This is a genomic window from Humibacillus xanthopallidus (genome assembly GCF_044793955.1).
In the GTDB taxonomy this organism is placed as follows: Bacteria; Actinomycetota; Actinomycetes; order Actinomycetales; family Dermatophilaceae; genus Humibacillus; species Humibacillus xanthopallidus_C.
This window is the reverse complement of sequence record NZ_CP084995.1, coordinates 2610863-2623630: the sequence shown is the minus strand read 5'-3', so window position 1 is coordinate 2623630 and position 12768 is coordinate 2610863. Positions and strand designations below refer to the sequence as shown.

The window sequence follows — 12768 nt, the reverse complement described above, 5'->3', positions numbered from 1 at the left end:
CGGCCGGCTAGTCCTCGAGGTTCTTCGCGAGGATGGCGATGGCCGGGATGAGCAGCAGGGCCAGCCACGACCGCGTCAGGGCGAAGGCCGCGAGGCCGATGAACGGCGCGAGCGCGCTCAGCGTCGTGCTCAGCCGGCGTCGTGGGGTGGGCACCCGAGCAGGGAGGTTGCGGCGTGCCGGGTCGGCCTCGAAGCGGGGCCTCGGCTCGGGCAGGTCGACGAAGAGGGCGGTGACGTCGGAGCGCGTCACGGCGTCACGGGCTCGGCCCCGACGGTCCTCGTAGTCGAAGGCGTCGAGCCGGCCGGCCTCGTGGTGCACCGCGAGGGCCGCGAGCGCGTCGTCGCGCTCGCGGGTCCCGATGCGGATGTCGCCGTCTCCGGTCATGCTCCCAATCTAGGCGAGAGCCGCTCTCGGCTCAGGCAGACGGGGCGGGCGCACCGGTGTCGCTGCCCCCACCGGCCGGGCCGGTCTCGTCGGGCTGCAGGCGCAGCGAGATCGAGTTGATGCAGTAGCGCTGGTCGGTCGGGGTGTCGTAGCCCTCGCCCTCGAAGACGTGCCCGAGGTGGCTGCCGCAGGTGGCGCAGCGCACCTCGACCCGCTTCATGCCGAAGGCGCGGTCCTCGATGTACTCGACCGTGTCGCCGGCGAGGGGGGAGTAGAAGGACGGCCAGCCGCAGTGCGACTCGAACTTCGTGTCGCTGCGGAAGAGCTCGGCGCCGCAGGCGCGGCACGAGTAGACGCCCTGCGTCTTGGTGTCGGTGTACTCGCCCCGGAAGGCGGGCTCGGTGCCGGCCTGGCGCAGCACCTTGAACTCTGCCGGGGTCAGGGCCTCGCGCCACTCCTGCTCACTGCGCTGGACGGCATACGGCTTGCTGGAGGTCGTCTTGTCGCTCATGTCCGGACCAACGCCGGGGGCCGTGACTTTGTGCCCCGGCTCGCCGCATCCGGGGCCTGCGCCGGTGCGGGCCCTGCGTTTGCGACGATGGGGCCCGTGCAGTGGCGGAAGGTGGTCTCGCGCCCCGTGCTCGTCGCAGCAGCGGTGAGCAGCGGGTCCGCTGTCGGCGCCGCCGCCGGGTCCGTGGCTGCTGCTGCCTACTTCGCGAGGCGGGTGCTGACGCCCGACGAGCTGCAGCCCGACAACGTCATGATCCTCGGCCACGACGCCGACTCCGTGACCTTCACGGCGACGCTCGACACGACCGGGCCGGGACGTTACGGCGTGTGGCTGGCCGGCGGCCTCGGGCACGCGAGGGTGGGTCAGGTGCTCCGGGAGGACGCGCTCACCGTGACGCGTGAGCTCATCGCGGTCGACCGGGGTGAGCTCGCCCCGGGCCCCGCCCGCTGGAACCAGTACTTCTACTGGGACCGCCCGTCGGTCAGCCTCGGCCTGCCCTACGCCGACGTCAGCGTGCTCTCCGATGTCGGCGGTCTGCCGGGCTGGGTCGTGCAGCCGGAGCCCGGGTTGCCCGCGACGGGGGACTGGGCCGTGCTCGTGCACGGCCGGGGCGCCCGCAAGGAGGAGACGCTGCGCGCCGTCCCCGTGCTGCGGCGCGCGGGCTGGACGAGTCTCGTCGCCGCCTACCGCAACGACCGCGACGCCCCGCCGGGCCCTGACGGGCGCTACAACCTCGGCCTGTCGGAGTGGCGCGACATCGAGGCGGCGATGGGGTATGCCGTGTCGCACGGTGCGCGTCGCATCGTCCTCATCGGGTGGTCGATGGGGGGAGCCGTCGTGCTGCAGGCGCTCGACAAGTCCCCTCTCGCCGAGCGCGTCGTCGGGGTGTGCCTCGACTCGGCGGTGCTCGACTGGGGCGTCGTGCTGCGCCACCACGCCCACCTGCACAAGGTGCCGGGCCCGCTCGCCCGGATGGCCACCGACCTCATGGGCTCGCGCGGCAGTCGCCGGCTCGTCGGCGTGCACGAGCCGCTCGACGTCGCGCGCACCGACTGGGTGGCCCGCGCCGACGAGCTGACGAGACCGATGCTCGTCATGCACTCCGACGGCGACGACTTCGTGCCGATCGGCCCGGCGGTGGCGCTCGCCGGTCGGCGACCCGACCTCGTGCGCTTCGAGCGGTGGCAGGTCGCGCGGCACTGCCGGGAGTGGAACGACGACCCGCGGCGCTGGGAGCGCGCGCTGGGTGACTTCCTCAGCGCCGTGTGAGCCAGCGACCGAGCAGCGTGCCGTCCTGCTCCAGGAGGGCGTGCAGGTCCAGGTCGACGACGACGTCGGGGCCGGCCAGCGTGCGCGGGTGGTCGCCGCCGACGAGGGTCGGTGCGACGGTGAGGCACAGCTCGTCGAGGAGCCCGTGGGCGACGAGGGTCCCGAGCCACGACGGCCCGCCCTCGGTGAGCAGCCTCGTCCAGCCGCGCCGGCCGAGGGCTGCGACGAGTTGGGCCGGGTCGACGCGCTCGTCCCCGCAGACGATGACGTGCTGCTCGCCGAGGCTCGACCTGGCGTCGTCGAGGCCGGGGGCCGAGGCGGTGGTCGCGAGCAGGACCGTGCCGTCGTCGATGCCGGCGAGCTGCGGTGGCACGTGCCCGCGGTTGCTGACGGCGACGAGGGGGAGGGTGGCCGGCAGGCCGTCTCCCTGACGCAGACCGCGCCAGCGCTCGTCGATCGAGAGCGACGAATACCCTTCGTCGCGAAGGGTGCCCGCGCCGACCACGACCGCGTGACTCTGGGCGCGCAGCAGCTCGAAGACGATGTGGTCGGCCTCGGTGTTGATGCCACCCGAGCGTCCGTCTGCTCCGGTCGCTGACCCGTCGAGGGTCGTCACCATGTTGGCGCGGAGCCAGGGCTCGCGCGGAGGGGCGTAGGCGGCATACAGGGCCGTGTCGCCGAGGGCGTCGAGGTCGGCGGGGGCGGTGACGGCGGGGGACCCCGAGACGAGCAGGCGCATCGGGTCAGTATGCCGCTCGGCCCACGACGCGCAGCGCTCATCCACTGTCGGGGTGGTGCGGTCCGGCAGGATGACCCCCATGGGCAAGGGCAAGAAGGACAAGAAGAAGAAGCACAAGGACTCGTCGGGCAAGGGGCAGGAGAAGGCGGCCGCCAAGGCCGTCAAGGTCTCCGAGGCGCGTGAGGAGGTCAGTGAGGACGGCGCCCGCCTCGGTGGCTTCGCCGACGCCCTGCGGGTCGGCAAGGGCTTCTCGCTCGTCGACGTCGACACGGCCTCCACCCCGGCCTTCGAGGGCGACGAGGACGACGGCGAGGGGGCGCTCGAGGCCGGCCACGCCGAGCTGTCCGACCTGCTCGAGCGGCTCCACGCCGAGTCGACCGCCGGCTCCCGCCGGGCGCTCCTGCTCGTCGTGCAGGGCATGGACACCTCGGGCAAGGGGGGTCTGATGCGGCACGTCATCTCGGTCAACCCGCAGAGCGTGCGAGCGACCGCCTTCAAGCAGCCGACGCCCGAGGAGCTCGCGCACGACTTCCTCTGGCGCATCGACAAGGCCCTGCCCGCCGCGGGCCAGCTCGGCGTCTTCGATCGGTCGCACTATGAGGACGTTCTCGTCGTGCGGGTGCACGACCTCGTGCCGAGCGAGGTGTGGCAGAAGCGCTACGCGCAGATCAACGCCTTCGAGCGCCGCGTCGACCGCTCGGGCACCAAGGTCATCAAGGTCATGACGCACATCTCCAAGGAGGAGCAGCGCGACCGCCTTGCCGAGCGGCTCAGCCGACCCGACAAGTACTACAAGTACAACCCCGGCGACGTCGACGAGCGCAGCCACTGGCTGGACTACATGGAGGCCTACCAGGCCGTCATCGACAAGACGTCGACCGTGGGCGCGCCGTGGCACGTCGTGCCGTCCGACCACAAGTGGTATGCCCGCCTCGCCGTGCAGCAGCTGCTGCTCGAGGCGCTGCGGTCGATGAACCTCACCTGGCCGCCGGCCGACTTCGACATCGAGGTCGAGAAGAAGCGGCTCGCCGAGAGCTGAGCCGGTCGCAGGACCGTGGTCGTCAGCCGGCGCGCTCGATGAGGGCGCCGGCCGACGCCGCGAGGTCGACGTCGAGCGAGCCGAACGTGTGGCCGCGCCGCCCGGCGATCCGGCTCGCGACGAAGGCGTCGGCGACAGCGGCGGGGGAGTGCTCGACGAGAAGGCTCGCCTGCAGGGCGAGGGCCAGGCCCTCGACCACCGTCCGGGCGCCGAACGCGGCCTCCGCGGATGACGGATCGAGCGAGCGGGCCTGTGCCAGAGCCGAGTCCACGTGGGCATCGAGCTCTGTGCTACGGCCTCGAACGCGGTGCAGCTCCGTGGTGAGGGCCTCGAGCGTGGCCGGTTCGCGGGTCACCGCGCGCAGCACGTCGAGGGCGTTGACGTTGCCGGAGCCCTCCCAGATCGAGTTGAGCGGCGCCTCGCGGTAGAGCCGCGCGAGGCCGTTCTCCTCGACGTAACCGTTGCCGCCGAGGCACTCGAGCGCCTCGGCGACCATCGGTGCGGTGCGCTTGCAGACCCAGAACTTGCCGATCGCGACACCGAGCCGGGCGAGGTCGGTCTCGCCGGCGTCGAAGGCGTGGGCGAGCCGCAGCCCGAGCACGGTCGCGGCCTCGGCCTCGAGGGCGAGGTCTGCCAGCACGTTGCGCATCAGGGGCTGGTCGACGAGCAGGGCGCCGAAGGCGAAGCGGTGGCGGGAGTGGTGCACCGCGCGGGCGACCGCGTCTCGCATCGTCGCCGCGGAGCCGAGCACGCAGTCGAGGCGCGTGGCGCCGACCATGTCGATGATGGTGCGCACCCCGCGGCCCTCGTCGCCGAGGCGCACCGCCCAGGTGCCGTCGAGCTCCACCTCGCTGGAGGCGTTGGAGTGGTTGCCGAGCTTGTCCTTGAGCCGTTGCAGGGCAAAGGGATTGCGGCCCCCGTCGTCGAGCGCTCGGGGCACTACGAAGCACGTGAGGCCCCCGGGCGCCTGTGCGAGCACCAGGAAGAGGTCGCTCATCGGGGCCGAGCAGAACCACTTGTGGCCGGTGAGGCGATAGGTGTCGCCCTCGAGCGGTCCGCCCGGTGTCGGGACGGCGCGCGTCGTGTTGGCCCGCACGTCGGAGCCACCCTGCTTCTCGGTCATCCCCATGCCGGCGAGCGCACCCGCCTTGCCCGAGACGGGCCGGATGCCGGGCTCGTAGTCGCGGCTCGCGAGCGCCGGGAGCCAGCGGTCGCGCTGCTGCGGGTGATGGCGCAGGGCCGACCCGGCGGCATACGTCATCGAGACGGGGCAGCCGTGCCCGGCCTCGACCCGCGACCACACGACGAAGCCCCCGGCGCGGCGCACGTGGGCGCCGCTGGCCGCGGGAGCGGTCCACGGTCCGGCGGTGAGGCCGGCCCCGACCGCCTGTCCGAGCAGCCAGTGCCACGACGGATGGAACTCCACCTCGTCGACCCGGTGGCCGCGGCTGTCGAAGGTGCGCAGCACCGGGCGGTGGGTGTCGGCCAGGCGACCGTGCTCCTGGGCGGGCTCGGAGCCGGCGAGCCGGGCGAGCGGCTCGAGCCCCGCGACTGCTCCGTCGCCTCCCCAGCGTGCGAGGCCCTCGGCGAGGGCCGGGTCGTCGGCGAGCAGGTCACGGCCGGCGAAGGGCGGCACCTGGTTGGTCACCTCGTGTGTGCTCACCCTCCGGAGGCTAGCCTCGGGACCGATGAGTCTGCGCGAGAGGTTCCGGACCGCCCTGGAGCGGGTGCCGGGCGGGGTGACGGTGGTGCGTCTCGTGCTGCGCACGCTCGACGTGTGCCTCGACTACCGCGTGACCGGGCTCGCGGCCGAGGCGGCGTTCTTCATGCTGCTGTCGCTGCCGCCGCTCGTGCTCGGTCTCTTCGGCGGGCTCGGCTACGTCAGCGGGTGGATCGGTCCCGACGCCGTGACGCGGGTCGTCACCGAGATCCAGACGTATGCCGCCCAGTTCCTCACCGAGGCCAGCATCACCGAGCTGCTCGTGCCCACCGTGCAGGACGTGCTGGCCCGCGGGCGGCCAGAGCTCGTGTCGGTCGGCTTCCTGCTGTCGCTCTGGGCCGGCTCCCGGGCGCTCAACGTCTTCATCGACACCGTGTCGATCATGTACGGGCAGAAGGACGTTCGCGGCATCATCCAGCTGCGCGCGCTGTCGCTCTCGCTCTACACCGTGGGCACAGTCGCCGGGATCGTGCTGCTGCCGGTCGTGCTGCTGGGGCCGAGCGTCATCGGGGCGTTCCTGCCGCCGCAGCTCGACTTCCTTCGCTATCTCTACTGGCCGGCGGTGCTGCTCGTCAGCGTGCTCGCGCTCACCTCGCTCTACCATGTGTCGACGCCGCGACGTGGGCCCTGGGTGCGCGACATCCCCGGCGCGGTGCTGGCCATGACCATCTGGCTGCTCGCGTCCTACGTCGTGCGGGTCTCGCTCGAGGCCTCCCTCGGCGGGTCGACGATCTACGGCCCGCTCAGTGCACCGATCGTGCTGCTCATCTGGCTCTATGCGCTCGCGATCGCCATCCTCATCGGGTCGGGTCTCAACGCCGCCACCCGCACGATCTGGCCGGTGGTGCTGAGCGACGGCGCCAGCAGCGCTGTCCACTGGCACCCGTGGAGCGAGCGCGCCGTCCTGCAGGTGACGATCGAGGACGAGCTGGCCGAGGCCGAGCGGCTCGTCAAGGAGGGTGTGCACGACGAGGACGAGAGCATCGTGCGGGGCCGTCGGCGCCACGAGTGAGCCGTCTGCTGGGGCCGCCGGGGCCGGTTTTGTATGTCGCAGATCGATCCGCTAATGTCTACCAAGCACGAGCGGGGAAGTTACACCGCTGGTGTTCCCGCGGACGTAGCTCAGTTGGTAGAGCGCAACCTTGCCAAGGTTGAGGTCGCCGGTTCGAGCCCGGTCGTCCGCTCGGAGGCAATAGTTCCACTTGCCTTCCACGGTGGAGTGGCCGAGAGGCGAGGCAGCGGCCTGCAAAGCCGCGTACACGGGTTCAAATCCCGTCTCCACCTCGGTAGAGCACCACAACAGCAGCACCCCAGGGCGATTGGCGCAGTGGTAGCGCGCTTCCTTGACACGGAAGAGGTCACTGGTTCAAACCCAGTATCGCCCACCAACAAGAAACAGCCCCTGACCTGCGGAGACGTGGTCGGGGGCTGTTGCGTTGGGGGACCGGGTCGGACACGTAGCCTGCGGGCATGGACCTCGACGACCTGCCCCTGACGGGCACCTGTGACCTGAGCACCATGGGGCGCCGCAGCGGGCGTTGGCGCCGGGTCGAGATCTGGTACGTGATCGTCGATGGTCAGATGGTGGTCACGGGAACGCCCGGTGCCAGGCACTGGCTGGCCAACCTGCGCACGAACCCCAACGCTGTCGTGCACCTGCGGGACCCTGCCCGCGACCTGGTGGTGGCGGTGGAGGAGGTCACCGACGAGCGCAGTCGCCGCCGCATCGTGGCGCAGGCATGGCATCTGCAGCCGTGGTACGCCGAGCAGGCGTACTCCATGGAGGACTGGGTGCAGGACTCGCCGATGGTCACCATGGTGACGAGGAGTGCTGACTCAGACGGCACCGCGGGCGGCCTGGAGGACGTCGGCTGAGGGCGCGCAACCGCCACCCGCACAGGAGAGACTGTCCGACGAACGGTGTAACTGGCCCAACGCGCTGACGGGTTCAGCGGGAAGGGTCGGATGATGACCGACACACTGGTGGGCGTGAGCCCGCTTGAGAGAGCAGCGAAGAAGGCGCTCACACCTGCTGAGGTGGAGCGTGCGGCGGTGCGCGAGCTGGTCAAGGCCGCTCGCGCCAGGGGTGAGGAGCTGACCGGCCCGGACGGGCTGCTCAAGGCGATCACCAAACAGGTCATCGAGGCCGCCCTCGAGGAGGAGATGACCGAGCACGTCGGCTACGACAAGCACGCCGTCGAAGGCCGCAACGGGGCCAACTCTAGGAACGGCACCCGGCGAAGACGGTGCTGACCGACAACGCCGGCCCGGTCCCGACCGAGCAGGCCGCCCTCAAGACGCTGTACCTCGTCACGCGGGGCCCGGACCCCAAAGGCCTCTGGCAGGCACGATGGGTCACCCGGTGGAAGCCGGCCCTGAACGCCTTCGCGATCACCTTCGCCGACCGGATGCCGGCAGCGGAGAACCTCTAACCATGAAAACGCCAGTTACACCGATTGTCTGACGGACCCTGCCCCTCCGGTTCAGGCCTCAGCGGCCGAGGAGTGCCGCGCGGTGGAAGCGTGCTGCAGTGCCCAGTCGAGTGCGTGGTCGGCGACGGCCTCCCACCCCGGAGCACCGCAGGTCCAGTGGTCACGTCCGGGGAACTCGAAGTACTCGGTGAGGGCCGGCGACTTGCTGTAATGCTTGGCGTTCGACCTGTTCACCGACGGCGGCATGATGTGGTCCTTCTCTCCGCCGATGAACAGCAGGGGGGCCCGATCGGCCGAGTACTCGACCCAGGTGTCCTGGTGCCCGGGCTTGAAGTTCGCGAACAGCCCGAACTCCCACACCCACATCCCCGGAGCGGCGATGGCATAGCGTTCCCACACTGCGCGCGACTCCTCGTCGGTGAGCGTGTTCGTGAAGGCGTAGTGGAACTCCTCCGGTGTGAACCCGACGGCCTTGTGCCGGTTGGCGGGGTTCCTCAGCGCGGGGAAGAGCGACTTTGCCTGAGAGATCGGGTTGACCCGCACGCCCTCGGTGGGGGCGGAGTCGATGGCCACGCCCGCCGAGCCCAGACCACGAGCCAGCAGGAGCTGTGTCAGGGTGCCGCCGAAGGAATGGCCCATGATGATCGGCGGAACGCCCTCCACCGACCGGATCGTGGCTTCAAGGTGGTCGAGCGTCTCGGGCACGGTCAGCTCGGCGATGATCTGGGGATTCTCCCGCAGCGCCTCGACTTCGATCTCGAACCCGGGATACCCGGGCGTGAGCACGGTGAACCCCTTGTCGCGGTAGTAGGCGGCCCAGTTCTCCCAGCTGCGGGGCGTCATCCAGAGGCCGTGCACGAGCACCACGGTGTCCGGACGGTCGTTCTTCTGGGGGTGGTCGGTGTCAGTCATGATGTCCTCTTCCGGTCAGGAGTCGATGAACTCGAGCAGGTCGGCGTGCAGGCGATCGCGGTCCGTGTCGGGCAGCGCGTGGGCGCTGCCCTCGTAGACCTTGAGCACCGCCCCGGTGATGAGATCGGCGGACCGCTTGCCGCCGACGTCGAACGGGACGATCTGGTCGTCATCCCCGTGGATGACGAGCGTCGGCACGTCGACCTTGGCGAGGTCTGGCCGGAAGTCGGTGGCCGAGAACGCCGCGATGCATTCGTATGCTGCGCGGTGCCCGCAGGCCATTCCCTGCAGCCAGAAGGCGTCCCGGAAGCCCTGGTCGACGTCGTGGTTGCGGTTGTGCCCGAAGAAGGGGCCGTCCGCGAAGTCGCGGTAGAGCTGGGAGCGGTCGCTCGCCTCGCCAGCCCTGATCTGGTCGAACACTGTGAGCGGCAGGCCTTCCGGGTTGTCGTCGGTCTGCAGCATCAGGGGCGGAACCGCCGACACGAGAACGAGTCTCGCCACCCGATCGCTGCCATGACGCCCCACATAGCGGACGATCTCGCCGCCGCCCGTGGAGTGGCCGATCATCGTGAGGTTGGTCAGGTCGAGAGCCGTGATGAGGGTGGCGAGGTCGTCGGCGTAGGTGTCCATCTCGTTGCCGTGCCACGACTGGGTCGAGCGGCCGTGGCCACGCCGGTCGTGTGCGATGACGCGGTGCCCGTGCTCGGCGAGGAACCGCGCGCCGGCATCCCACGCGTCCGCGTTGAGCGGCCAGCCGTGGCTCAGGATGACCGGCGAGCCATCGCAGCCCCAGTCCTTGTAGAAGATCTGTGCGCCGTCGTCGGCGGTGACGAATGGCATGTCCCCTCCCGGGTGGTCGATCTTCCGAGTCTCCGATCGCGTGATGGTGTCGTGGACCACGTGCTGCACGTAGTCGGCACGACGCAAGCCGTTCGGACGATTGCCATGGGTCTGCCGGACCCATTAGCTGCGAGGTGCGACCCGCTGGCCGTTCAGGTCTGGCGGTTGAGGCGCTCGGTGAGCTGGCGGCGCGAGGAGATGCTTAGCTTCTGGAAGACCTTGCGCAGGTGGTAGTCGACCGTGTTGACGCTGATGAACAGCGTCGCGCCGATCTCGGCGTTCGTGGTGCCCGAGGCGGCCATCCGCGCGATCGTCAGCTCTTGGGTGGTGAGGCCGAAGCTCTGTGGCGCCGCCGCCGACTCCGCCTTGAGGCCGGTAATCGCCAACTCGCTGCGGGCCCGCCCGGCGAACGCCGGGGCGCTGGAGCGCTCGAACAGCTCGAGTGCCACCGTGAGCTGCTCCCGAGCGTCGCGGCGACGCTTTGCGCGGCGCAGCCACTCGCCGTAGAGCAGGTGCGAGCGGGCCCGTTCGATGTCGATGTCCGTCCGCTCGAGTGCATCGATCGCCGCCCGGTAGAGCGGCTCCGCGTCGGTGCCCTCTGTCGTGATGGCACGAGACCGAGCGGCCATCGCGCGGGCCCATGGCGACCCGTTGACCGCCGCCAGCGCCTCGAGATGCTGGACGTGCGGCTCAGCAGCGCTGGCGTGCCCGGCTCGCACGGCGGCCTCGACGAAGTCGGCGAGCTCCATGGGGGTGACCTGGAGGAACGGCGCCTCGATGAGGGGTTTGAGCCGGTGGTAGCCGTCGCGGTAGTGGCCCTCGGCGAGGTCGCGCACGGCGAGGGCGGCGATTCCCGCGGAGTGGACGCCCCCGAACCCCATTGACAAGCCTGCGGCCGAGATCGCCTCGACCTGCGGGCGGGGTGCGCCGCTCCACGCGAGGAAGGCGGGGTTGACCACCTGCTCGGCGTCGTAGCCGATGGAGCGACGCAATTCGCGCACCTGTGCGATCCGCTCACCGGATGCCCGCGGTGTTCCGCCGGTGAGCTCCGCAAGGGACATGATCCACAGCGTCGTGTCGAGCACCTGCAGGGCGCCGGCGTCGCGGGCCGCGGCGGCGATCCGGTCGAGGAGCGTACGCCGGGCCACGGCATCCCACAGCGCGGTGGTGAGCGCGACGCCGACGACGGCGTAGCTCATCAGTTCCGCGGGCGGAAGGGCATTGAGCTGGTCGACGGCCCGACGCATCAGCGGCACGGCCTCGTCGTAGGGCAGCACGATCAAGGCGCCCAGCGCGGTGAGGACGGTGGCGGGGAAGCCGTCCTGCAGGGCAGCACCGTCGCGAAGCCGGCGCCCGAGCTCACTCAACGTCACACCCTCGGCGAGCCGCTCGGCCGGGAGGGTGAGCTCGAACGCCCGGATCAGGGCCGCTTGCTCGGCGCTGGGGTCGACGCCGTGGAAGCACGCGGCCGCTTCGAGCATGTCTGCGCCACTGTGCACGAGCGCTGGGTCGCCGATGAAGAGGGCGTGGACCGCGCGCAGCGAGATGAGCCGCCCCCGCAGTCCGGGCGACATCGCCTCTGGATCGACGTCGTCGAGGAGTGTCTTGGACACCCGCACCGCTCCTGCGGCGAACGCCGCTTCCGCGGCCCCGACGAGACGCGCGTTGCGTGAGTCCCCGACCGGCGTCAGGGCCGCAGCCTGCGCGAGAACGCTGGCGCGGGAGAGGAATCCGCCGCGGGCGCCCGCCAGGTCGGCGACCCGCTCGAGCCGGTCGGCGACGCCTGGGTCGGTCCCGAGGGTGGCCTTCGACGCGTGCCAGGCCTCGAGCTCCACGAGGGCGAGATCGGCGGCCGCTAGCGACAGGGCACGGTGCACCCGGCGTCGGTCAGGGCCGGGAGCCCCGTTGTAGACCGACGACCTCACCAGCGGATGCCGGAACTCCACGCTGCGGCCCAGCGTCACCAGGCCGGCGAGCTCGGCTCCCTCTCCCGACGCGTCGAGCAACCCGAGCTCCTTGGCGGCGGAGCGGATCAGGTCGAGGTTGCCGGTGGAGTCGGCGGCTGCCGCGAGCAGCCACAGCTGAAGATCGGGCGTGAGGTGCCGCACCCGCCGCAGGTAGAACGCTTCCAGGTGGTGCCCGACCGGCATCGGCTCGTCGGCCAGGCTCGACTCGGTGAGCCGCCGGGTGTCGAGCTCGCTGGCGAGGTCCAGCAGGGCGAGCGGGTTGCCGCCGGTGGACGTGGCGATCTGGGCGGCCGCGGCCGGGTCGATCGGCTCCGGCAACGCACTCTGCAAGAGGTTCGTCGCGGCTTCCGGATCGAGACCAGGCACCCGCAGGACCGGAACTCCGGCGGCACGCTCGGCCAGGTGCGGCTCATCGCGACCGGCGAACAGCAACGCGGCCGGCTCGGCCTCGAGCCGTCGGGCCACGAAGGTCAGCGTCTCCATCGACTCTGCATCGAGATGGTGCGCGTCGTCGACCGCGCAGAGCAGCGGCGCCTCCTGAGCGGCGGCGGCGACCAGCGCGAGCACGGACATCCCGACCAGGAACCGGTCAGGTGGCGGGCCCTGTGCAGATCCGGAGGCGACCTGCAGCGCCTGCCGGTGGATCTCGGACAGCGCCGAGAGGCTCGGTCGGAGTGGTAACAGCAGCCTGTAGATCGCCGCATACGGGATCGTGGACTCGGCCTCATAGCCGGTTACGGCGAGCTCGCGCATCCCGTGGGCCCGCGCGGTCAGGCCGAGCAATGAGGACTTGCCTATCCCCGGATCGCCAAGGATCAGCAGGGCGCCTCCTCGGCCGTTGCGGGCAGCAGCCACCAGCGCCCCGATCTGACGCTCCTCGGCTTCGCGTCCGAACAGGCGGGGAGCGTCCATCCGGCGACGCTAGCGGCTGGGCCGAGGGCGTGACCAGCGATC

At 71.0% G+C, this 12768-nt stretch carries 12 protein-coding genes, 3 tRNA genes and 1 pseudogene; 9 read left to right on the top strand and 7 right to left on the bottom strand.

The genetic code is table 11. The annotated features are described in order from the left end of the window. Positions 1-7: 7 nt before the first annotated feature. Positions 8-385 (bottom strand): DUF1707 domain-containing protein, encoded by a 378-nt coding sequence (locus LG278_RS11710; RefSeq protein ID WP_404387119.1) that lies wholly within the window; start codon positions 383-385, stop codon positions 8-10. A 31-nt stretch (positions 386-416) separates the two neighbouring features. Further along, positions 417-896, bottom strand: coding sequence for a peptide-methionine (R)-S-oxide reductase MsrB (gene msrB / locus LG278_RS11705; protein WP_404387118.1), 480 nt, complete (start codon positions 894-896; stop codon positions 417-419). An 87-nt stretch (positions 897-983) separates the two neighbouring features. Here msrB and LG278_RS11700 point away from each other — a divergent pair, with 87 nt between their 5' ends. Beyond that, positions 984-2165 carry an alpha/beta hydrolase family protein gene (locus LG278_RS11700; protein WP_404387117.1) on the top strand — a complete coding sequence of 394 codons (1182 nt, stop codon included), beginning with the start codon at positions 984-986 and terminating at the stop codon, positions 2163-2165. Here the strand turns inward: LG278_RS11700 and LG278_RS11695 are convergent. Continuing rightward, complete coding sequence (locus LG278_RS11695; RefSeq protein ID WP_404387116.1) at positions 2152-2949, bottom strand: pyrimidine reductase family protein; 798 nt, start codon at positions 2947-2949, stop codon at positions 2152-2154. The two genes, LG278_RS11700 and LG278_RS11695, sit on opposite strands and share 14 nt — an antisense overlap. 34 nt (positions 2950-2983) lie before the next feature. Here LG278_RS11695 and LG278_RS11690 point away from each other — a divergent pair, with 34 nt between their 5' ends. Beyond that, entirely contained in the window at positions 2984-3943 is a 960-nt protein-coding gene (locus LG278_RS11690; protein WP_404387115.1) for a PPK2 family polyphosphate kinase, read from the top strand. A 22-nt stretch (positions 3944-3965) separates the two neighbouring features. Here the strand turns inward: LG278_RS11690 and LG278_RS11685 are convergent, their stop codons facing one another. Then, positions 3966-5606: an acyl-CoA dehydrogenase family protein gene (locus LG278_RS11685; RefSeq protein ID WP_404387114.1), complete on the bottom strand. Its 1641-nt coding sequence runs from the start codon at positions 5604-5606 to the stop codon at positions 3966-3968. A 25-nt stretch (positions 5607-5631) separates the two neighbouring features. On the opposite strand from LG278_RS11685, the gene LG278_RS11680 reads away from it, so the two are divergent. The 7 genes and pseudogenes from LG278_RS11680 to LG278_RS11650 form a co-directional block, all read left to right on the top strand. Continuing rightward, positions 5632-6675 carry a YihY/virulence factor BrkB family protein gene (locus LG278_RS11680; RefSeq protein WP_404387113.1) on the top strand — a complete coding sequence of 348 codons (1044 nt, stop codon included), beginning with the start codon at positions 5632-5634 and terminating at the stop codon, positions 6673-6675. 99 nt (positions 6676-6774) lie between these two features. Further along, a tRNA-Gly gene (locus tag LG278_RS11675) sits at positions 6775-6847 on the top strand. Between the two features lie 29 nt (positions 6848-6876). Continuing rightward, positions 6877-6947, top strand: a tRNA-Cys gene (locus LG278_RS11670). Positions 6948-6976: 29 nt separating this feature from the next. Next, positions 6977-7051: transfer RNA gene (locus LG278_RS11665), tRNA-Val, on the top strand. Between the two features lie 82 nt (positions 7052-7133). After that, a complete protein-coding gene (locus LG278_RS11660) occupies positions 7134-7538 on the top strand; it encodes a nitroreductase/quinone reductase family protein (protein ID WP_404387112.1) in 405 nt (134 codons plus the stop codon). A 114-nt stretch (positions 7539-7652) separates the two neighbouring features. Next, positions 7653-7916 (top strand): transposase, encoded by a 264-nt coding sequence (locus LG278_RS11655; protein ID WP_404387111.1) that lies wholly within the window; start codon positions 7653-7655, stop codon positions 7914-7916. Between the two features lie 11 nt (positions 7917-7927). Continuing rightward, positions 7928-8095: pseudogene (locus tag LG278_RS11650) on the top strand (IS256 family transposase); the annotation flags it as partial. A gap of 51 nt (positions 8096-8146) precedes the next feature. On the opposite strand, the gene LG278_RS11645 reads toward LG278_RS11650, so the two are convergent. From LG278_RS11645 to LG278_RS11635, 3 genes are all read right to left on the bottom strand, one after another. Then, the gene (locus LG278_RS11645; RefSeq protein ID WP_404387110.1) at positions 8147-9007 is read right to left on the bottom strand and encodes an alpha/beta hydrolase; all 861 of its coding nucleotides are present in this window, start codon (positions 9005-9007) and stop codon (positions 8147-8149) included. 15 nt (positions 9008-9022) lie between these two features. Beyond that, positions 9023-9847, bottom strand: a complete 825-nt coding sequence (locus LG278_RS11640) for an alpha/beta fold hydrolase (protein ID WP_404387109.1) — start codon at positions 9845-9847, stop codon at positions 9023-9025. A 152-nt stretch (positions 9848-9999) separates the two neighbouring features. Beyond that, positions 10000-12726 (bottom strand): AAA family ATPase, encoded by a 2727-nt coding sequence (locus LG278_RS11635; protein WP_404387108.1) that lies wholly within the window; start codon positions 12724-12726, stop codon positions 10000-10002. Between the last annotated feature and the right edge of the window lie 42 nt (positions 12727-12768).

Excerpts from the sequence above, each read along its gene's own strand:
- LG278_RS11660 (WP_404387112.1), top strand. The coding sequence starts at position 7,134 with ATGGACCTCGACGACCTGCCCCTGACGGGCACCTGTGACCTGAGCACC.
- LG278_RS11690 (WP_404387115.1), top strand. The coding sequence starts at position 2,984 with ATGGGCAAGGGCAAGAAGGACAAGAAGAAGAAGCACAAGGACTCGTCG.
- LG278_RS11640 (WP_404387109.1), bottom strand. The coding sequence starts at position 9,847 with ATGCCATTCGTCACCGCCGACGACGGCGCACAGATCTTCTACAAGGAC.
- LG278_RS11635 (WP_404387108.1), bottom strand. The coding sequence starts at position 12,726 with ATGGACGCTCCCCGCCTGTTCGGACGCGAAGCCGAGGAGCGTCAGATC.
- LG278_RS11680 (WP_404387113.1), top strand. The coding sequence starts at position 5,632 with ATGAGTCTGCGCGAGAGGTTCCGGACCGCCCTGGAGCGGGTGCCGGGC.
- LG278_RS11710 (WP_404387119.1), bottom strand. The coding sequence starts at position 385 with ATGACCGGAGACGGCGACATCCGCATCGGGACCCGCGAGCGCGACGAC.
- LG278_RS11645 (WP_404387110.1), bottom strand. The coding sequence starts at position 9,007 with ATGACTGACACCGACCACCCCCAGAAGAACGACCGTCCGGACACCGTG.
- msrB (WP_404387118.1), bottom strand. The coding sequence starts at position 896 with ATGAGCGACAAGACGACCTCCAGCAAGCCGTATGCCGTCCAGCGCAGT.
- LG278_RS11700 (WP_404387117.1), top strand. The coding sequence starts at position 984 with ATGGGGCCCGTGCAGTGGCGGAAGGTGGTCTCGCGCCCCGTGCTCGTC.